A 21194-nucleotide genomic window follows, 5' to 3' on the forward strand; every position below is an offset into this window, starting at 1 on the left:
CGTTTTTGAAAAATGGGCATGGAGATCAAAAAAAGTCGAAATGAAAAGTTTCAAAGGAAAGGTAACCCAAGAGTTCCTTCTTTCGTATTGAAATAAAGGAAAAGATTATTGCTTTTCATTGAACTATACAACGCGTGTCTCTATACTGGAGAGATAAGCATTGGTAAATAATTGTGAGGGATAGCATGCAGAACTGGATGACCCAAATTATTGAACAATATAGTTACTTCGGTATCTTACTCATGATGGCACTGGAAAACATATTTCCACCCATACCTTCTGAGGTGATCTTGACCTTCGGTGGATTTATGACGACGCAATCATCGTTAACGGTTTTTGGTGTAATCTTGTCAGCTACAATCGGTTCGGTGATCGGAGCAATCATGCTTTATGGAATCGGTTATTACCTAGACGTCCAAAAAATAGAGAAGATCGTAGAGAGATGGGGGCATATTCTGCGCATTAAAACGGCAGATATCCATAAAGCGAACGAATGGTTTGACCGATATGGGTACTGGACGATCTTTTTTTGCCGCATGATCCCATTAATCAGAAGTCTGATTTCCGTTCCTGCTGGTATGACCAAGATGAATTTCCCGCTGTTTTTGCTGTTTACAACACTCGGTACGTTTATTTGGAACATCGTCCTAGTGATGGCTGGTCATTTATTGGGGGAATCGTGGGCAGACATTCTGTACTATTTCGATCTATATTCCAATGTCGTTTATGTTGTACTCGCATTTGCGGGGATAGCCTTTCTCATTTTTTTCTTCCGCAAACGAAAAGCAGATGCCTAAAACCTTCAGACCATCTTTCCTTTAGGAAAGGTGGTTTTTCCATTTAGAACCAACAGGTAAACATATTATAAAAAGTTGTAATTTTCTTGCAAATACAAGATGTCGAAATTGCGGTAAGGTGTAGGGAGGGAAGTAGGTGACATGGGCACCGCCCTTATTCTTGAGGCTGGGGGAGATGCAACTTGATCGATTTGTTACTCGTAAACGGCGTAGTCATTACGATGGACAAAGACCGTCGTGTATTACAGGACGGGGCAGTCGCCATCGATAAAGGAAGAATTTTGGAGGTAGGCGACACTCCACTGCTAAAAGACAAGTATCCCGCGCAAAAGGTAGTCGACTGCGCGCATCATTGTATACTGCCAGGCTTCATTGACGCACATGGTCATGGCGGACATTCCTTGTTCAAAACGATTGCGACGGACAATATTAATGACTGGATGCCAATCATGACCAACACATACAAGCACTACGTGACAGACGATTTCTGGTATTACGAGGGAAAGCTGTCAGCACTGGAGCGGCTTAAAGCAGGGATTACGACAGGTGTTAGCGTCTTGGGCTCGATGCCGCGCTCGGATGATCCGATCTTTGCCTTGAATCACGCCAAAGCGTACAACGAGGTCGGTGTTCGCGAAATCGTAGCGACTGGTCCATGTAATCCACCTTGGCCGCATCCCTTCAGCCGCTGGGTCGATGGACAAAAAGTAACGAAGGAAGTCACCTATGAGCAGGTACTCGCTGGAGCAGAAGCCGTGATCGAAGCCCTGAATCACGCGAATAACGATAAAACAAGAGCATACATAACTCCATTTGTCATCGTGACCTCTGTCAATCCATCCTATCCGACACCAGCTGACCAATTGTTTGGCTTAACCGATTTCGACCGGTACCAAGCAAGGAAAATCAGGGAGATTGCGAAAAAGTACGACACGCGCATCCATTCCGATGCTTTTGGAGGCATGATTCACCTCGCGATTCAAGACAAAGAGTACGCGCTGCTCGGTCCAGACGTACACTTGCAGCATTGTCGGGGAATTTCTTTTGACGAGGCGAAAATTTTGGCCGAAACCGGAACGAATGTGAGTGCTTCTCCTGGTTTTGGTCAAATCAATGCACGCACCCCTATTACGGAATTGCTGGAGATGGGAGCGACTGTAGCGATTACGACAGACGGCACCTCGCCGATGACTCCCTTTGACATGTTCCAGGCCATGCGCAGAATGCAGCTGCTACAACAAGCGGCGCTGCGGGATTATTATTACCTCCCGCCGGGCAAGCTGCTGGAAATGGTAACGATTGATGCGGCACGCTGTGTCGGCTGGGATGACGAGCTGGGGTCGCTTGAGGCTGGTAAAAAAGCGGATGTGATTACCGTAAATATGCATCAGGCCCACTTAAATCCAGAGAACATGCACGTCCATCGTATCGTCTATCAGGCAGTCGGTGGAGATGTGAACCATGTCATTGTCGATGGTGAGCTGATTATGGACGAGCGCCGTGTTTTGACTGTGGATGAAAAGCAAATTCTCAAAGAAGCGAATGAAGAGGCGAATCGCACAATTGAGCGGGCAGGTCTAGAAATCTACATGCAGCCAAGCAAATATTTCTGGGGGCATGCGCGAGCTTATTTGGATGAGAGAAGATTTGATCCGACGAAGTTGTAGGGGAAAAAGGAGTAGGTAAAGAAGACGACGTCTAATGCTGCACATAAAACTTGGATCTCGCATTGAATAGGAGAAGGTGCCCGCCGCCTTCCCTTTTTTATTGGATTATAGTTGACAAAAACGATAGGATTAATCATTATTTATTCATAATCCCCATCGACAAAGTTGGAATAAAAAGAGGTGCAGCCATGTATCTGACTATTGATAATGTTACGAAACATTTCGTGAATCAGCAGAAACAAAAAGTAAAGGTGCTGGATGATATCAATCTGGAAGTGGAAAAGGGCAGCTTCGTTTCTATTGTAGGCCCCTCTGGCTGTGGAAAATCGACGCTGCTCTACTTAATTGCCGGATTGGATCAACCGGACAGCGGTGACATATTCGTTGCTGGCAACAAAGTGAATAAGCCCGGCCCCGATAGAGTCGTCGTTTTTCAAGAAGCGGGTTTATTTCCATGGCTGACGGTTTTGGAAAATGTTACATACGGGCTCAAGTTGAAGAAAATGTCTACAGCGAAAGCCAACGAAAAGGCGTTGGAAGTACTCAAAATGGTTCATTTAAGCAAGTATGTTCATTCCTATCCCCATCAGCTCTCAGGAGGGATGAAGCAACGTGTAGCCATAGCTCGGGCACTTGTCATGGAACCCGATATTTTGCTGATGGATGAACCGTTCTCGGCGCTTGATGAACAGACGCGGATGGTTCTTCATAAGGAGTTGCTTGAGATTTGGCGGACGACCAAGGTCACGATTTTTTTCGTCACCCATAATATCCGGGAGGCCGTTCAGCTTGCGGAGAGGATCGTCGTTTTTGCCACACGCCCCGGAAAAATCAAGGAAATCATTGCGGTTCCTGCCTTGCGCGATGGAGTCATGCCGGACAGTGTGACATTAAACACGGAGCAGAAGGTGCTGTCGATCCTGCAAGAAGAGATAGAAAAGGTGCTGAAGGAGGAAATGGGCAATGACTACAGCTTTAAGACGGGTCATCTTCATCGCTATGATAGCGGCGATATGGGAAGTCACATCTAGATTATCTGGGCTGCCATCTTTCATGTTTCCCAGCTTGACCCAGGTTTTCGAAACACTCGTAAATGGATTGATAAGCGGACAAATTACCGCTGCGATTGGAAAAAGCATGGGACGAATCCTGTTGGGCTTTCTCATTGCCATTATTGTCGGTCTGATATTGGGTTACTTCATTTGGAGGTACAAACTCGTAGAAGATACGCTTGGCTTTGTGGTGACGGCGCTTCAGTCTATCCCGAGCATTGTTTGGTTCCCGCTTGCGATTATTTGGTTTGGCTTAAATGACTTCTCCATTTTGTTCATTGTGACGATCGGGGCGACCTGGACGATGACAGTCAACGCGACCAGCGGTTTTAAAAATGTCCCGCCATTATATCAGCGGGTGGCCAAGACTTACGGTTCGTCTGGCTTTCACTTTGTACGAACAGTCATTCTTCCTGCATCTGTACCGCAGATCATCTCTGGACTTCGAATCGCTTGGGCATTTTCCTGGCGGGCACTCATGGCTGGTGAATTGCTCGGGGGTGGCGGTGGTCTTGGGCAACTGCTCGAGATGGGACGTTCACTTGGACAAATGGATTTGGTGATATCAGTCATGATCATTATTGCGATCATCGGTACCATCGTCGATAATGTTGTCTTTTCACGCATCGAACGCAACGTTCAGATGAAGTGGGGAGTCCATTCATAAAAGAAAAATGGCTAAGGAGTGTGTCGTCACATGCTTAAAAAAGTGTTCAGTACCGTTGTCGCATCCCTATTATTGATAGGGATTGCGAGCGGCTGCTCTACTGGCGGAGCAGCATCCTCTGAGAAGGAAGTAAGGATCGGATATTTCCCAAATCTGACCCATAGTGCCACGATCATCGCGCTGGAGAAAGGCTATTTTAAGGAAGCCTTCGGTGCTGATATGAAGATTCAAACAAAAACGGTCGCCAATGGCGGATTGTTTATGGAAGCAATGGCAACGAAGGCGATTGACGTAGGGACAGTCGGGCCAGGGCCGCTATTGAACTTTTATGTCAAGCATCCTGGGTATCATTTGATTTCAGGAGCAGTTAATGGTGGAGCTGTGCTCGTCATGAACGGTTCAACCAATATTACGGAACTAAAAGATTTAAAAGGCAAAAAAATCGCGATTCCGGTAATCGGAAGCACGCAGGATGTCATGCTCAGAAAAGCACTGAGTGAGGTTGGTCTGAAACCGACGACGAATGGTGGAGATGTGGAACTGTATGCTGCGGCTCCAGCAGATACGGCAGCACTATTCGTGCAAAAATCCGTCGATGGTGCAGCAACTCAGGAGCCGTGGGGATATGTACTGGAAAATCAGGCCGAAGGAAAATTGCTTCTGGATTGGGATCAATTCGCTTGGGGGAAAGAATCAACCAATACGGTGGTAGCAGCCAGCGATGAATTCCTGAAAAGAGAAGGATTGGCAACCGCCTATCTGGAAGCACATAAAAAAGCAGTCAAATTCATTCAGGAAAATCCCGAAGAAAGCCAAGAACTGATCATCAAGCATTTGAAAAATCTGACTGGCAAAGAGCTGAGCAAAAAAGAAGTGCAGGCAGCCTTTTCCCGTTTGGAAGTAACAACGGAGGTCAATGAAAAAGTTATTCAGGAAATGGCAGATATCAGCCAGGAAGCCGGCTATATTTCCAGTAATAAAATCGACGGCTTGATCGATTTGAAATATTTAGAAGCAGCGAAATAATATCGGGTGAGAAGGATGGAGATTCAGCAGGAGTAACGAGAGGTAGAAAGGAATTAGATGGGAAAGGAGGTCATGCCGCGATGAGACCACATGAACAAGGAAGTAATCAACCGAACGACACCTCATTGGAGACACAGATTCACACGGATTTCCAAAAAGAAATGACGTACGGCGATTATTTACAGCTTGATCAAATCTTGTCGAGTCAACAATGTCAATCCACGCATCATGATGAAATGCTGTTTATTATCATTCATCAGGTGAGTGAGCTATGGATGAAACAAATTTTGCACGAACTGTCAGCAGCATATGAATGCATCTGCAATCATGATCTGGAGCCTGCTTTCAAAATGTTCGCGCGAGTCTCGCGTATCCAGCAGCAATTGATTAAATCGTGGGATGTCCTTTCTACATTGACGCCAGCCGATTACCTCCAGTTCCGTGACAAGCTGGGTCATTCCTCCGGATTTCAATCCTATCAAAACCGATTCATCGAATTTACGCTAGGATATAAGAACCAGCATGTCCTAGCGGTGTATGCACATCAACCAGAGCTTCATTCCCAAATGAGTGCGGCCTTGCAGCAGCCCAGCATTTATGATGCGGCGATCAGGGAGATGGCTGCTCGTGGCTTGCCGATTGATCCGGAATGTTTGAATCGCGATTGGTCACAACCCTATCAACCAAATCAGAGTGTAGAGCATGCCTGGCTGACCGTGTATCGAAATGTGAACCAGTATTGGGATCTGTACGAGTTGGCAGAAAAGCTGGTGGATATCGCCAGCCAGCAACAACAATGGCGTTTTAACCATATGACGACAGTCGAACGCATCATAGGCCAAAAGCCGGGAACAGGAGGGTCATCAGGCGTCATGTACTTACGCAGAGCACTCGATCACCGTTTTTTCCCGGAGCTTTGGAGCTTGCGGACGCTGTTGTAAAAAAACTCTTCAAAAAAAGCGAGAAAAGCGTCTTGGGGACCCAGGGCGCTTTTTAGCATGTAGTACTCTTTTCACATCTTTTCACATATCTTTCCTAATATTGGGTACAAATACCCTTCTTTTCCTAACAAACATATGTTTTCATTTTTAGTGGTATACATATATTTCAAGAACAACCAGAAATGGAGTGGGCATTTGGATGGAAACAATGAAACCACCTATGGAAGTGTTATATGCAAAACAGCTGAATGCGCTGCGTTCCCATGATACAGGGACAAAACCTCCCAATTGGCTGATGTCGCCAAGAGCTGTGCGCGATTTTATTTTAGGAACGGATGAACCTCTCTCTTATGAGGGCGAAAGTATACCGATTACGAAGAAGTTCTATGGAGACGATGTGCTTATTGAGCGTGCGATCGTCACGTTGGCAGGCAATCGCGGCTTGATGCTCGTCGGTGAACCAGGAACGGCAAAGACGATGCTGTCTGAGTTGCTGTCTGCGGCCATCTCCGGTACGAGCACGAATACGATCCAAGGCACCGCTGGCACGACAGAGGATATGATCAAATACTCTTGGAACTACGCGATGCTGCTGGACAAAGGTCCTTCGCTGCAAGCGCTGGTTCCTTCGCCGCTATATACCGGTATGAGCAAAGGGATTATTACGCGATTCGAAGAAATTACCCGTTGTCCGTTTGAGGTTCAAGACGTGTTGATTAGTATTTTGAGCGACAAGGTGATGAACATTCCCGAGCTATCAGACGGCATCCTGTTTGCCAAGCCCGGTTTTAATATCATTGCAACAGCGAACTTGAGGGACAAAGGCGTCAATGAAATGAGCAGCGCGCTCAAACGTCGTTTTAACTTCGAGACGATCGCGCCGATTAATCATGTGAAAATGGAAGCACAAATTATCGAATCTCAAGCAAAAGTAATTCTGGAGCAAAGTGGCGTAAACATCGAAATCGATCGGGATGTGGTTGAGATATTGGCGACGACCTTCATGGAACTGCGTATGGGCGAGACCAAGGAGGGATTCAAAATCGATTCCCCTCAATCCGTGATGAGTACAGCCGAAGCCGTATCCGTCTATGTCCAAAGTGCAATGACGTCCCATTACTATGATGGCAGGCCCATTTCCATGGATCGACTGGTACAGAACATGCTGGGAGCGGTCGTCAAGGAAAACCAAAAGGACGCAAATATCCTGAAAACCTACTTTACCAAAGTGGTCAAAGAACGGGCAAAGGAAGAGGGTCTATGGGGAACTTATTACAGCGAGAAGAAATGGATCAAATAAACGGTCAAGACCGCTTCATAAAATCATTCGTCGAAGAAGAGGTCTATAACCTCAGCAAACAGGTCGTCTATTTCCCGGTTCGTCATCATAGTCCTGCCTGCTCGTTTCATTTGAAAAAAACGATCGAAGAGTATCAACCGGAAATCATTCTGATTGAAGGCCCGGACCATAGTAATCATATCATTCCGATCTTGACGGATGAACGGACGAAACCTCCTGTGAGCATTTATTACGCGTACGCCTCAGGGGAGCAAAAATACGTCTGTTACTTTCCGTTTCTTCTGTATTCGCCGGAATATGTAGCCTTGGTTGAAGCAAAACGCTGTCAGATACCTGCTGCTTTCATTGATCTAAGCTACGGAAGTCGCCTGGAAAGCTTGGAAGACGGCCATGATTTGAAAAAGAAGAATGAAAAGCTGTCCTATCACGATGAGCGCATGCTGGCAGGCTCGCAGTTTATTCAGCGATTGTGCCAGACGATGAAATGCCGGAACTTCGATGAGCTGTGGGAAAAGGTTTTTGAGATTGATGGTATCCGCAAACAGACGCAGGATTTCGTCAAGGATGTCTTTGCCTACTGCTACCTGTCTCGAAAATGCTATGATGACGCTACTTTGGAAGCGGAAGGCGATTTCATTCGCGAGGCGCACATGCGTCAAAAAATTGCAGAGGCAAAGCAAAAGCATGCGAGAATTCTCGTGGTTACCGGGGGATTTCATACATACGGACTCATCGAGGAGCGCAAGACTTCCTACAAGATACAAAAGGTGCAGGAAGAAAAAATATATCCGATGGTGTACACGTACCAGGAAGCGGATCAGTTGAATGGATACGCAAGCGGGATGCCGTACGTTCACTACTACGAGAGTGTGTGGAAGGCACTGGAGAAGAAGGAGCGTGCTCCCTTCTCGAAAAGCGCCTTGGTGTACCTCCCGCAACTGCTTAAAAGGCTACGTGATAAAGGAGAAACGACGTCGACTGCGGATGCGATTGAAGCGTACAGCCTCATGAACGGCATGGCAGTCATGCGGGAAAAGGCCGAGGGCGGCGCCTATGAGTTGATCGATTCCGTTCTCTCTGCTTTTACAAAAGGCGAGCGCTCGATTGCAACCTCACAGCCGATCGAGACATTGCGAGAGCTGTTGACAGGAGACGGAATTGGTGAGGTTGCTCCAAATTCACTGGATGTGCCAATCGTTCGCGATTGCAAAGACAGATGTAAATCTCTAAAGCTCGCGATCACGACAACAGGGCGCAATCAGAAGGTGCTAGAGCTGTATGCCAAGAAGTCACATCGCGAAGCCAGCCAGTTTTTTCACTGCATGCAGTTCTTGGGTACAGAATTTTGCGCGAAAGAATCCGGACCAGACTGGATGAACAATCGAAATGTCAATCTTGTCCGAGAAATATGGCGCTACAGCTATTCCTCCTTCGTCGAAGCCCGTCTGATCGAAAGCTCGGTCTATGGCGGGACTGTGAAGGAGGCAGCTGCGCAAAAGCTAGCCGATATGGTAAAAGAAATGCCGCAGCACCAGAGCCATGAGCTGGCAAAATGGCTTATGATGGCGGTCGTCATGGGATTGGAAGAGTTGTCGGAAAGGCTCTTTGAATCTGTAGAAGGGTCCGTTAGGCAGGATGGACATTTTCTCTCTCTTTGCAAAACATTGAAGACACTCACGATTCTTTTGGAGCAAAAAAGGTTGTTCGGTCTTATCGAGACAGAACGGCTGGAGAACTTGGTGGAAGAAGTATATTACCAGGCTGTGACCAAAATCGTCGAGCAGGGAAACCCGAACCCCAACGAACTGGATGAGTTGGCCGATCAGCTCAAATTCCTGTACATGCTGAGTGAGAAGAGACAGGCGGATGACTCCCAAGAGGTATTCAGTGATCAACTGCTGGAATTGCTGCGTAACGACAAGCTCCCCGCGAAACTGGAGGGGGTGGTGGTCGCAATCTTGTGCAATCTCGAAGTGATAGAACGCGCAGAAATCTCCAGACGTGCGCGTGCCTATATGTTCGGCTCGCCTGAGCAAATGCTGCATACCGCCGCGTATTTACATGGCGTTTTTATCGTGGCTCGTGACTACCTCTTTCATCAAGAAGAAATCTTGCGCGATCTGCATCAGATGATTACATCCTTGGCCTACGACGACTTTTTGCAAGTGGTGCCTGAACTGCGATTAGCGTTTACATATTTTAGCCCAATGGAAATTAGTATGCTCTCGGAAAAAGTGGCAGCTCTCTTCCAAACGACGGTGGAGCAAGTCACGAATCCAGTCATCGATGAGCGTACCTTGCGTGATGCCCGCATGCTCGATGAAGCGATCAAGGAGGAGTTTGCCAAATGGAACCTGATTTGAGCCGCGAAGCCTTGAACCGCTGGCGGTTGTTATTGGGCTCTCATGCCGAGGAATCATTGGAAGGTAGCGGGGTCTATCAATCATCCGAGTTTTCCTATCAGGAACTGGACTCGATTCTTGAATTTTTATACAACCGTGAATACGGCGAAGAGCAAGGCTATCGAAAAGAAGGTGGCCGGGGAGATTCGGCATTGACGGTTCCCGTCTGGCTGAATAAAATCCGCAAGCTGTTTCCCAAAAAGACGGTAGAAATCCTCGAGCGGCAAGCTCTGGACCGCTATAACATGAAAGAGCTGTTGACAGACAAAAAAGTGTTGGAAAGCATGGAGCCCAACATGACCCTCTTGAAAAACATCCTCCAATTTAAAGGCAGGATGAAAGGAGAGGTCGTGAAAAGTGCAAAGGAAATTGTACGCAAGGTCGTAGACGATCTGCGGCGTCAGCTGGAAAATGAGGTGCAGACCAGCATTGTCGGCAAACGCAATCGCCACAAACGCGGCTATACGAAGTCGATGAAAAATCTGGATGTGCATAAAACGATTCGCAAAAATTTGAAAAACTACGATCGCAAAAAAAGTCGTTTTATCATCGATGAGCTGTATTTCCACAGCAATATCCAGCATCACAACAAATGGAACATCGTCATTGTCGTGGACGAGAGCGGCAGTATGATGGACTCTGTGATTTACAGCTCCGTTATGGCAAGTATTTTTTACAAGCTCGCTGCCTTGAAGACGCATTTGGTTATTTTTGATACAAAGGTCGTAGATTTGAGCGATAGACTGGATGATCCGGTCGATGTGCTGATGAGTGTGCAACTTGGTGGGGGGACTCATATTGCCCAAGCGCTCAAATACGGAAGAACACTGCTCGAAAATCCATCGAAAACGATATTTATCCTCGTCAGCGATTTGGAGGAGGGCTATCCGATCAAGGAAATGTATCGCCAAAGCAAGGAAATTATAGACGCGGGCTGCAAGTTTTTAGTGCTGACGGCTTTAGATTTCGAGGGCAACGCTACGTACAACCAGCATGCTGCAAGGGTATTGAGCGATATGGGAGCAAATGTCGCCGCGATCACGCCTGATGAGCTCGCGCAGTGGATTGGTAAGGTTATCAAATAGAGAGAAGGAGGAGTAAGGAATGGTTTTACGAAAGACAGATCTGAATCCGGTTACGAAGAAATTTGTGGAGGAATTTATCAGTGCAAGTGATCGAAACAAGCATTTGTACGATCAAGTCGCTGATTACGTTGCAGGTGACACAGACGAATGCCCGGCAATCGCAGAGGACCCGCGGTTTTACAGCTATACGGTTCGATCCGAATTTGACAAGCTAAAAAAACGCGGAGAAGAGCTGGCTTTCTATCGAGCAGCTGTGCTGATCTACAAGGCAAGCAACCGTTTTTACGATAAGAAAAATGTGATGGATGAATGCTTCCTGGACCAGATCGAACTGCAAGGTATGAAGGAAATCAATGATGCTGACATCCGTGCAAAAGATCAGAAGGCATTGGAGGCCATGAGAAAAACGGTCGAGCATTTCGGGCATGCGTTATTTGGCGAATTTTTGTTAAAAGCTGCGGAGGATTATCGCGCAAGCATCAGCCGTGATTACTCCTCGACATTTGATCGGGCCGAATTTTTGCTATTCATTTCGTATGCGTACACGATTTCTCCGAGCTTATTGGAAGAAGCAAAAGAAAAGCTGATGCCGATCTATTATTACCTGGTTACAGGTGATACGCGCGAATATATAAAAGAGCTGCATACCATTGCCAAAGAAGTCGTGACCATGCAGTTTTCGAGCAACAATTTGCTAACCAACGAGTCGTTGTATCCTTCATACGTCAAAGAGAAAAAGGCTGCACTGCGAGATAAGTATTATCCAGGAGAGCAGGTCAAGGAAGGCTCCCTTTTGAACCAGAAACATTTGAAACGTTATATGGAGCTAGTCATCAGCTTGCTGTACTTCCGCATTCACGTCAAAGGCGGGATCAGTGCATTCCTGAAGAAGGAAGAGGAGATGGATCGGGAGCTGCACAACACCTTGCAAATCCTTTTTGACATGTTCCCGCTTGATATCTTGTCCGAAGATAAGAGACTGTTTGGACTCGTACACATGGATGAGCCTTACGATCTACTGCTGGGCCTGCGCGAGCATTTACTATCCCCGCCGACAAATTGGGAGCAAGTGAAGCAGCTGGTGCAAGAAGACGTAACGAGATCAAGACGAGCGCTTGAGCTTGCTTCGATCCCAATGGTCAAAGGATTTTTACACAAAACGCTGGCGGCAGAAGGTGTGGATCTCTCCGATTTCCAGCCTTCTTTGGAAGGGATTATTCAAGACGCGCTGCGTCGTGCGAAGGGCTCGACAAAGCTGACGAACTATTTGGATGAAAAAGCTGTCCTAGAGGATGTGCTCGAGCATGTGCATCTGGAGGACTTACAACTTGTAAGGCAGCAGATGATCCTGCTGAGCTTCTTGCCTGTGGACCATCCGTTTATTGCGCGTCTGATTCCGTTCATGTGCCAATACAAAGACAAGTCCAATCGCAGAGTAGGCCATATGTGCTTCGCTCATGCGTTCCAGGATCGATTGACCGGTATCATCGATCATTACCAGAAGGACGAAGCTGTAGATATCCAGACCCTTTTCTATCAGATTTTGTCGATAAAGGAGATGCATTATTATTACACAGACGTCAATGAAGAGGTGTATCGTTCGTTGGTCGTAGCGAATCCGGAAATGAGTTTGGCTCATTTTGACAAGCTGGATACAGAGCTTCGCGTGTTTGTGATGCAGACCCTATTAGCGGCAAAGGAGACGCTGTCAGAGGAATTGCGCAACCAAGCGATTCTGCTCGGTTTGGGTGACAGCTCGAAGAAAGTGAGCGGCTTTGCTGGTGCAGCGTTTCTTCAGGCCAAAGACAAGGAGCTTTATTTGCACGTCTATCAAAGCGAGAAAAAAGCAAAAGTCAAGGAAATGGCGCTTGATGCGATTCGCTCCTTGGACAATCACAAGGAGATTTATCAAGAGCTGTTGACAACAGAAAAGAGCAGCAAATTTAAAACGCTGCTACAAACATTTATCGACGCCGAGGAGCAAGGGCCAGATGCGAGCTTGACCCATTTAGGCAACCTGACCGACAAGCGCAAGCTCACACGAATTAAATGGATGCCACTGGAGCGCATGCCAGTCCTTCGCGACCAAGACGGCAACGAGCTGGGTCAGGAAGTAATGGAGTACATGCTAACCGCTTCGATCGATTTCCCGACAGCGCCAAACCAGTTGGTACTTGACTTGAAACCGTCTCTGCAAGCGGCATCTGTTGCTGACTTTACCGTAGAAGTTTTGCGCACATGGCTCGATAATGGAGCAGTCGCCAAAGAAAAATGGGTCATGCCGCTCTGCGTCGCTTTCGGAGATCGACGTATAGTCGATACCATTGGTCAGATGATCAAGGATTGGACAGATCACTCTCGCGGTGCCTTGGCTGCGGATGGCGTGCGTGCTCTGTCGTTCTCGAATGATTTGACGGCGCTGCGTCTAATTGACCAGATCAAGCGTACGATCAAAAACAGGCAAGTTAAATCAGCAGCAGAAGAGGCGCTGTCCATGGCGGCTGCGAATCAGAACATTTCCGCGATGGAACTGGAAGACCGACTGGTTACGACGCTTGGCTTCGATGCGTCCGGCAAGCAAGTGTTTGACTACGGGGACCGCACCTTCACGGTCAAAGTCAGCAACGAGCTGGAGCTGGAAGTCACGAACGACAGCACAGGAAAAGCAGTCAAAAATCTGCCTGCACCGTCCGCGAAAGACGATCAGGAGAAGGCAGAACAAGCACGTTTGACTTTTGCTCAATTGAAAAAAGACCTAAAAAATATGGTGAAAGTGCAATCTCTTCGTCTGGAGGAGTCCCTGTCCAAATCGCGTTATTGGTCAACGGCAGCATGGAAACGTCTCTTTGTGGAGAACGTGTTGATGCAAAAATTCGCAATCGGGCTCATCTGGGGTGTATACGAGGATGGTAAGCTCGTAGATACGTTCCGCTATATGGACGATGGGACATTTAACACCGTGGACGAGGATGAGTATGAATTGGCAGATGAGCAGCTCATTGGTTTGATTCACCCACTGGAGCTGGACGAAGAGATGTTGAACGGCTGGCGTACTCAGCTGGAAGATTACGAAATTACCCAACCATTCGAGCAGTTGAATCGTGAAGCGTTCCTGCCTACGGAAGAAGAAATAAAAGCCAATGAATTGCTCCGCCTACCTGTTGAATCATATTCACCTACCGCTTTTGCGAAAATGATGGAGAAATTCGGCTGGGTCAAAGGTACGCCGCTTGATGCCGGTTATTATTATGAGTTTTACATACTGTATGACGGAATGGTGGCTGAGCTGAAAATCAGCGGGGCGAGCATTTCGTATTGGGAGGGCATGGAGGATGTGAAGCTGGAAGCGTTGGCTTTCTATCCAAATAAGGATGCCGAGTACAAGCATTTTTACTTCAAACCAGTGGATCGGCTGAAGCTCACCGATATTCCAACACGCATTTTCAGCGAAACCGTTTATGATGTCATGCGAGCAGCAGGAAAATAACGATGGCGGATTTTACATCAGAATTTCAACGGTTTATCGCGCTGTGCAACGAAGAGTATCTAATCAAATACGCGAACAAAGGAATTTACAATCGTTCCATCAAGGAAATGGAAAAAGGAATGACCATTTCTTACGAGTTTGGGGATGATTACGTCGAGTGTGCGCTGTCAGATGACAGCGTATGCCGACTTCATGCAGATATTAATCGTTTTTCCTGCTCATGTCCATCTGACAAGATATGCAAGCATGTCATCATCTCGATCGTCTACTATGCCCAAAACCATTTGCAAGCAGGAGCAGAGACCGCGGAAGAGCTTGCGACCTACAAGCCTGACTTTAGCTGGCTCTTGCAATTGCAGCCGACTCACATTAGCAAGGCTTTTACCCCAGCGCAGCTGGAAGAAGTGTTGTTTCGCCTCGACTATTTGGAGGAAATGGAGATCGTTGAAACATCCTTTTTAACCATGACATTGCGCACCCAAGATATATCCGTATCTTTTGACAGTGAATCGGAGATCGGGAAAAGCATGTGCACCTGCAAGGCGAAAGGTAATTGCTTGCACAAGCTGGAGGTCATTTTACGCTATCGGGCCATGCATCAGCTACAGGATCGTGAGCAGTTACAAGCATCCGTAACCGATGTCAGCTACGAAACTGATGTCGTAGCGGAAGCCAAATCGCTGATCGCAGAGATTCTTGGCATCGGCTTGGCGAAGCTATCCCAGACGATTTGTACACGGCTGGAGCTGCTTGCTATTGCTGCGCATAACGGCAATCTTCCCCGCGTGGAAAAGGACATTCGCGGCATTCATGGGGAGCTGAACTTATTTTTTCAGCGTCATGTCAAGTTTTCAACGGAAGCGCTGCTCGATCGACTTTCCCGGGTGTATCTTAGTTTGATTGCTATAGAGAAGATCGATCACACCGAAGCGAAAAAGCAGTTGCTCGGCAGCTTCAAAAGTAAGTACCATATGGTTCCGCAGTTAAGTTTGTATGCTTTGGGAGCTAATCCATGGGAGACGCGGTCAGGGTACAAGGGGATTACGTATTACTTTTATTCGCTCTCTGATCAGCGCATCTACACGTATACAGAAGCGCGCCCCGTGTATTATGAAGGCATATCCTTTTCCTTTAAGGACAGCTATAAAGGCAAGGTACCCTGGGGCGAGTTGATCTCGATGGAGGAGCTCTCTCATTCACAGGTCATCCTGACACAGGCGAAGACGAATCGGGAGCAGCGCTTGTCTTCCAGCGAGGATACACGGCTAACCATCGTTCCTAGGGACAATATCGAAGAGTTGGATCTCGGCAAGGTGCTCGTTGGCGACTGGTCAAGTGACTGGAAGGACACGGCAGGCGATATGTTTGAGACTGCGTTGGACTCGGTTTTTATATTGAAAGCGAACAAGTTCAATCAAGTCGAATTCGATCAGAAGACACAGCAGTTGCTTCTGACGATCGAAGACGAGCAATGTCATTCCCGCCAATTGAGCATCTCTTATCAGGGGGAATTCGCCCGCAATATACGTCATCTCGAACAAAACAAGCGGCTGCTAGAGTTGCGCGATGTGTATTTGCTTGTGCAAAAAATAGGAGATGGGCTTTATCCGATCAGCATCATGCAGGGCAAATCGCTGACGAGCTTTAAGTTAGACCTATAACGGTGAGGGAGTGGACGTAAAATCATGGAGGAGTTATATTCCTTTACCGAAAACCTGACTGATTGGCAGGAACGCTTGTTACTCAAAGGAATCCATAAGTTTGACAGGCAAGATTTGCAGGAGCTGAAAAAGCTGCAAGAACTCGCGACCGAATACGATATGAGCTTCCTCGCCTCATTGATCGAAGACCTACAAGTGGAAGGCAATCGCTATTTGCAGGAAGTAAAAGCGGATGCGGAGTTGTTAACGCAGCAGTATTTGTATGTGGTGCAGTACGTCAATATGATGAAAAAGCCTATGACTCGATCATTGTAATTCGGGTGTAGGATAAGGAGAGAGATTCTTGAAGAGTCTCTCTTTTTTCTATGGTCTAAACGTATAATTTGACGATGAGAATGATTATCAATAAAATAGTAGAAAAGAGAGGAATGGGCCACCAGAAGGAAATGGAGGATAGATGGGATGAGGCTAGAAGACGTCGCTTTATACTGGAATTATTCCACAATCAAAATCATAGATGTTCGAAAGCAGTATCAAAATGGAGGCGAAAAACTGACTTCGTATCGATTGCCGACGAGCGGGTTTCTCTATAGCACGAAGGGGAGTGCTCACATTTATTTGGACGGTTTGAATGTTGACGTCAAACCGTTTACGGTCTTGCATGCGGGCAAAGGTGCTCGCCTGGACATTCATTTGACCGCCGAGGAGTTCACTTATTATCTCATTTTGTATAAGGCTGTTGTGTCCTTTCCTTGGCCATGGCGAAATGATCGTGTCATTCTACGGGAAGAAGCGAGCGCTTTTCAGCGAATCTATCAGCTGAAGCCAGATCATCCATTGAAGATGTTTGACCTCGTTCATCAGATTTACGAGGAATGGCAATGCTCCAGTCAATTGCAAAAGTTCCACGTGAAGGCGCTTTTTCACCTGTTTGTTCATCAGATCTTGCGACAATTGCAAGAGCAAGCAGGCTATACAGATAAGCCCGATGTGCTCGAGCTTGTCATTTCCCATATACACACTCATTACCATGAGCCACTTACACTTGATTCACTTGGGCAGCATTTTGGGTATAGTGCCAAGAATTTATCCAGGCTCTTCAAAAAACAGACGGGTAACAGCCTAATTGACTTGATCCAAGTGAGAATTCAAAAGGCCAAGGAGCTATTGCATCATACAGAAGCACCAATCCAAGAAATTGCTGAAAAAATAGGCTATGCGGACAGGCTATACTTCACGCGAATCTTTAAAAAGCTAACGGGAATTTCACCTGGACATTTCAGACAACGAGGTGCAAGGGAGATCGATACGGAAAATCGTCCATACAGATCGCGTGGATTGTCCATTGTTATGATGGGTGTTCGACGGTATAGTAATTACGATTATGAGAATCATTATCGTTATGATGGAGAGGAAGATTCATCCATGTACAGTCGGAAAGTGCCCATGGTGGCTACCTTGTTGTTTTGCTTTGCACTCGTATTGAGTGCATGCACCACGAGCTCAACTACAACCAGCACGACGGGAGTCGGACAAGCCGTTCAACAAACAGCTGCAGTTGAAAACAACAACCTTACCCGAAAAGTTTCGACCATAAAAGGGGAAATCGAGATCCCAGCAGAACCGAAGCGGATCATCGTGGATCTGTATTTGGGAAGCTTCATCGCCTTGAATGTAAAGCCAATTGGAACGCCAGAGCTGAATCTAAAAAATCCGTACTTTGCTGAGGCTTTGGCAGGCGTTGAGAATATCGGGGAATACGAAAACATATCGCTGGAAAAAATGCTCGAGCTCCAACCAGACTTAATTGTAACGGGAAATGAAGCAGCCTATGAGCAATATAAAAAAATCGCGCCTACGGTAGTCGTTCCCTTTGGAGAACTGAAAAACGTGCATGAAGAGATCAGCTTTGTAGGAAACCTGTTGGGGAAAGAAAAAGAGGCAACAGCTTGGTTGGCAGAATACGATCAGCGTATCGCCAAAGCCCGAGAAAAGGTTGCGAAGGTAGTTCCAGCAGATGCTACGTTCTCGATCATGCAGGATTGGGGTAAAAACACCGGCGTGTTTGGGGATAATTTCGGAAGAGGCGGTCAAGCCGTCTATTCAGCGCTTGGATACAAACCTCCCGCAGCAGTAGCCAAAGAGGTTATGGAGCAACAGTCCGTGGAAGTATCGAGCGAGGTGCTGCCTACTTTTGCGGGCGATTACATCATCCTGACATCCGATGAAAGAACTTTGGCCGATTTGCATGCAGATCCTATTTGGGCAACCCTTGATGCTGTAAAAAATAATCGCGTGTACATCTGGAAAAAGGATAAATCTTGGTATTTCGATCCGATTGCAACCTTATCGCAAGCAGAGGAGCTAGCAGATTGGCTTGTGACCACGCAGAAGAAATAGGAGAAAGCTAGAGGTGCCTGTGAACCTGTGGGAAGGAAAGAAGGTCAGATTACGCGCCGTTGTTCCCGGGGATTGGGAGAAGTTTCACGAAAATGATCAAGATTCGGAAATAGCTAGAGCATCTAATGCCAATTATTTTCCAAGATCCGAAGCGGGAGCGAGATTGTGGACAGATCAGCAAGCAGCCAGAGTCCCTGACGGAGACAATATGCGGCTTGCGATTGAAACCTTGGATGGAGAATTGGTAGGGACGATCAACTCGCATCACTGTGATCCCCGGAATGGAAATTTTCAATATGGGCTGTTAAAAAGTGAATTTGTCAGATAATCTTTGAATCACTCTCTCGCTGCTACAGGGGAGAGTTTTTTGTTTATATACAAAGTTGTAAAGAAACTGAAAATAAAGGTAAACAAAGTGAAAATATAATGACTGAATATTATCTAAAATAAAACATGTTTGAATGCTAAAACATTTGCAACAAGAATTGGGGGAACACAGATGAAAAAGAAGAGCTTTTATCACACGCTGATTGCCATGACAATCGCGGTATCTGCGGCTTTGGCTGGGTGTTCGTCGGGGCAGGATGCTTCCACTAGCGCTGGACAAGCAGGGGGTACTGCGGAAGCTGGCCAAACAGGAGGAACCCTCGTCATCGCTCGTCTGTCCGATGCGAACAACCTCGATCCGCATTTCCTGTCCCAAATCCCTTCAGCAGCAATCGTTCATCACAAAGTATACGAAGGGCTTGTCCGCATGGATAAAGAAAGCAAATACGTCCCATCTCTGGCAAGTGAGTGGAAGCAGCTCGATGACTTGACGTGGGAATTCAAGCTGCGCCAAGGCGTGACGTTCCATGATGGAGCACCTTTCAATGCGGAAGCGGTAAAGGCAACGATCGCTCGCGTTCAAGATCCTGCCGTTGGCTCCAGCCGGATTAATATGTTTGAAGCAATCAAAGAAGTGAAAGTAGTAGATGAGTACACCGTACAGTTTCTTCTGAATTACCCGTACGCACCGCTCTTGTCTGTTTTGGCGAGTGCAGAGGGAAGCATCATCAGCCCGAAAGCCATTGAACAATATGGAAAAGATTTGAGCAAGCATCCAACCGGTACGGGTCCGTACAAATTCGAAAAATGGACGCCGGGCCAAGAAGTGGTTCTCGTGAGAAACGATAGCTACTATGGCGGTACACCAAATTTGGATAAAGTTGTTTTCAAAACCGTACCAGAAGACACGACTCGCCTCGCCATGGTTGAGACAGGTGAAGTTCAAGTGGCAGAAAACCTGCCTGTGACGGACATCGATCGCGTGCAAAATTCTCCATCGATGCAGTTGGGGCGATACCCTGGCTTCTCTGTCGATCACATCGGATTGAATACAAAGAAAAAGCCTTTTGACGATGTGCGTGTCCGCCAAGCCATTGCCCACGCAATCGACAAGAAAACCATTATTGAAGGCGTTTACAATAGCGTAGGAACGCCAGCTCACTCCTCGATTACACCAGCGATGGTTGGGTACAGCCCGAATGTAAAAGACATTCCGTATGACGTCGAGAAAGCCAAGCAATTGCTCGCAGAGGCTGGATATCCGAACGGCTTCAAAGCAAAAATCGCGTTGAATGACAACAAAGCACGAATTAGCGTAGCCGAGGTTTTGCAGCAACAGATGAAGCCAATCGGTATTGACCTGCAACTGGATGTTATGGAATTCGGGGCGTATATCGAAGCAGCATCCAAAGGGGAGACAGACCTGTTCATGAGCGGATGGGGGAATGCTACGGGAGATCCCGATTACAACCAGGCCAACCTGTATCACTCAAAAGCACATGGCGCACCAGGAAATCATTCCTTTTACAACAATCCGGAAGTGGACAAGCTGATTGACGAAGGACGCAGAGAACCAGACGCAGAAAAACGCAAACAAATCTATGAAAAAGCACAACAAATCGAAATGAACGAAGCTCCGCTTATTCCGTTCCGATTCTCCGAGAACTTGGCGGCGATTCAAAAGAATGTACAGGGTGTATGGATTAGCCCTGCAGGCCATATCGAGATTGATGAAGTAACGATTCAATAATACGAGACGCCGCTGACATGCTTGTGTCAGTGGCGTTTTTTGGTTGAAAAGTAGAACGCCATCCCCTAAGATAGATTATATTTTGTTGACCAGCGTGTAGCGGAGGTGGACTAGCGTGAAGCAAGGAAAAACGAATGCGATGCGGATTTTGGATAAAGAAAAAATCGCATACACCATGCTGACATATGCGACGGATGATGGGAAAATCGACGGAATTGCCGTCGCCCAAAAGATCGGTCGCGAAAAGAATGTTGTCTATAAAACATTGATTTCGCAAGGGACGAGCAAATCGTATTATGTGTTTGTCATTCCCGTTGAAGCCGAGCTTGATCTCAAAAAAGCGGCCAAATCAGTCGGAGAGAAGAAGATCGAGATGATTCCTGTGAAGGAGATCACCAAAGTATCTGGCTATATTCGTGGTGGATGTTCGCCGGTGGGGATGAAGAAATTGTTTCCGACGGTGATCGATCAACGAGCACAATCGTTAGAGACGATCATCGTCAGTGGCGGAAACATTGGCGTCCAGATCGAGATGGCAGTAGAGGGCTTGTTACAAGCAACGAAAGGCTCCTTGGCAGATGTATCGGCAATCTAAAGCAAAAGACCACGGCATTAGCTGTGGTCTTTTGCTG

16 protein-coding genes are annotated in these 21194 nt (G+C 46.9%); all 16 read left to right on the forward strand.

Going from position 1 to position 21194, the window contains the following annotated elements; all coding sequences use genetic code 11:
• Positions 1–185: 185 nt before the first annotated feature.
• Entirely contained in the window at positions 186–797 is a 612-nt protein-coding gene (locus C7R92_RS08530) for a DedA family protein (protein WP_106833917.1), read from the forward strand.
• 182 nt (positions 798–979) lie between these two features.
• On the forward strand, positions 980–2464 hold the full coding sequence (locus C7R92_RS08535) for an amidohydrolase family protein (RefSeq protein ID WP_208636191.1): 1485 nt from the start codon (positions 980–982) through the stop codon (positions 2462–2464).
• A gap of 188 nt (positions 2465–2652) precedes the next feature.
• Complete coding sequence (locus C7R92_RS08540) at positions 2653–3495, forward strand: ABC transporter ATP-binding protein (RefSeq protein WP_106833918.1); 843 nt, start codon at positions 2653–2655, stop codon at positions 3493–3495.
• The gene (locus tag C7R92_RS08545) at positions 3428–4183 is read left to right on the forward strand and encodes an ABC transporter permease (RefSeq protein WP_020477521.1); all 756 of its coding nucleotides are present in this window, start codon (positions 3428–3430) and stop codon (positions 4181–4183) included. Before C7R92_RS08540 ends, C7R92_RS08545 begins: the two co-directional genes overlap by 68 nt.
• Before the next feature lie 30 nt (positions 4184–4213).
• A complete protein-coding gene (locus C7R92_RS08550) occupies positions 4214–5209 on the forward strand; it encodes an aliphatic sulfonate ABC transporter substrate-binding protein (protein WP_106833919.1) in 996 nt (331 codons plus the stop codon).
• Between the two features lie 80 nt (positions 5210–5289).
• A complete protein-coding gene (kynA, locus tag C7R92_RS08555; RefSeq protein ID WP_106833920.1) occupies positions 5290–6150 on the forward strand; it encodes a tryptophan 2,3-dioxygenase in 861 nt (286 codons plus the stop codon).
• 199 nt (positions 6151–6349) lie between these two features.
• A complete protein-coding gene (locus C7R92_RS08560; protein ID WP_170831554.1) occupies positions 6350–7450 on the forward strand; it encodes an ATP-binding protein in 1101 nt (366 codons plus the stop codon).
• Complete coding sequence (locus C7R92_RS08565) at positions 7411–9813, forward strand: DUF5682 family protein (RefSeq protein WP_106833921.1); 2403 nt, start codon at positions 7411–7413, stop codon at positions 9811–9813. The genes C7R92_RS08560 and C7R92_RS08565 overlap by 40 nt, the downstream gene beginning before the upstream one ends.
• Positions 9798–10937, forward strand: a complete 1140-nt coding sequence (locus C7R92_RS08570; protein ID WP_017248338.1) for a VWA domain-containing protein — start codon at positions 9798–9800, stop codon at positions 10935–10937. Before C7R92_RS08565 ends, C7R92_RS08570 begins: the two co-directional genes overlap by 16 nt.
• A 19-nt stretch (positions 10938–10956) precedes the next feature.
• Complete coding sequence (locus tag C7R92_RS08575; protein WP_106833922.1) at positions 10957–14424, forward strand: DUF4132 domain-containing protein; 3468 nt, start codon at positions 10957–10959, stop codon at positions 14422–14424.
• A gap of 2 nt (positions 14425–14426) precedes the next feature.
• The gene (locus tag C7R92_RS08580) at positions 14427–16085 is read left to right on the forward strand and encodes a hypothetical protein (RefSeq protein WP_106833923.1); all 1659 of its coding nucleotides are present in this window, start codon (positions 14427–14429) and stop codon (positions 16083–16085) included.
• 24 nt (positions 16086–16109) lie between these two features.
• A complete protein-coding gene (locus C7R92_RS08585; protein ID WP_017248341.1) occupies positions 16110–16400 on the forward strand; it encodes a hypothetical protein in 291 nt (96 codons plus the stop codon).
• Positions 16401–16547: 147 nt separating this feature from the next.
• A complete protein-coding gene (locus tag C7R92_RS08590) occupies positions 16548–18485 on the forward strand; it encodes an AraC family transcriptional regulator (protein ID WP_106833924.1) in 1938 nt (645 codons plus the stop codon).
• 13 nt (positions 18486–18498) lie between these two features.
• Positions 18499–18813, forward strand: coding sequence for a GNAT family N-acetyltransferase (locus tag C7R92_RS08595; RefSeq protein ID WP_106833925.1), 315 nt, complete (start codon positions 18499–18501; stop codon positions 18811–18813).
• A 171-nt stretch (positions 18814–18984) separates the two neighbouring features.
• A complete protein-coding gene (locus C7R92_RS08600; RefSeq protein ID WP_106833926.1) occupies positions 18985–20562 on the forward strand; it encodes a glutathione ABC transporter substrate-binding protein in 1578 nt (525 codons plus the stop codon).
• A 115-nt stretch (positions 20563–20677) separates the two neighbouring features.
• On the forward strand, positions 20678–21157 hold the full coding sequence (ybaK, locus tag C7R92_RS08605) for a Cys-tRNA(Pro) deacylase (protein ID WP_106833927.1): 480 nt from the start codon (positions 20678–20680) through the stop codon (positions 21155–21157).
• Positions 21158–21194 lie beyond the last annotated feature (37 nt).

It is taken from the genome of Brevibacillus porteri (assembly GCF_003013475.1).
In the GTDB taxonomy this organism is placed as follows: domain Bacteria; phylum Bacillota; class Bacilli; order Brevibacillales; family Brevibacillaceae; genus Brevibacillus; species Brevibacillus porteri.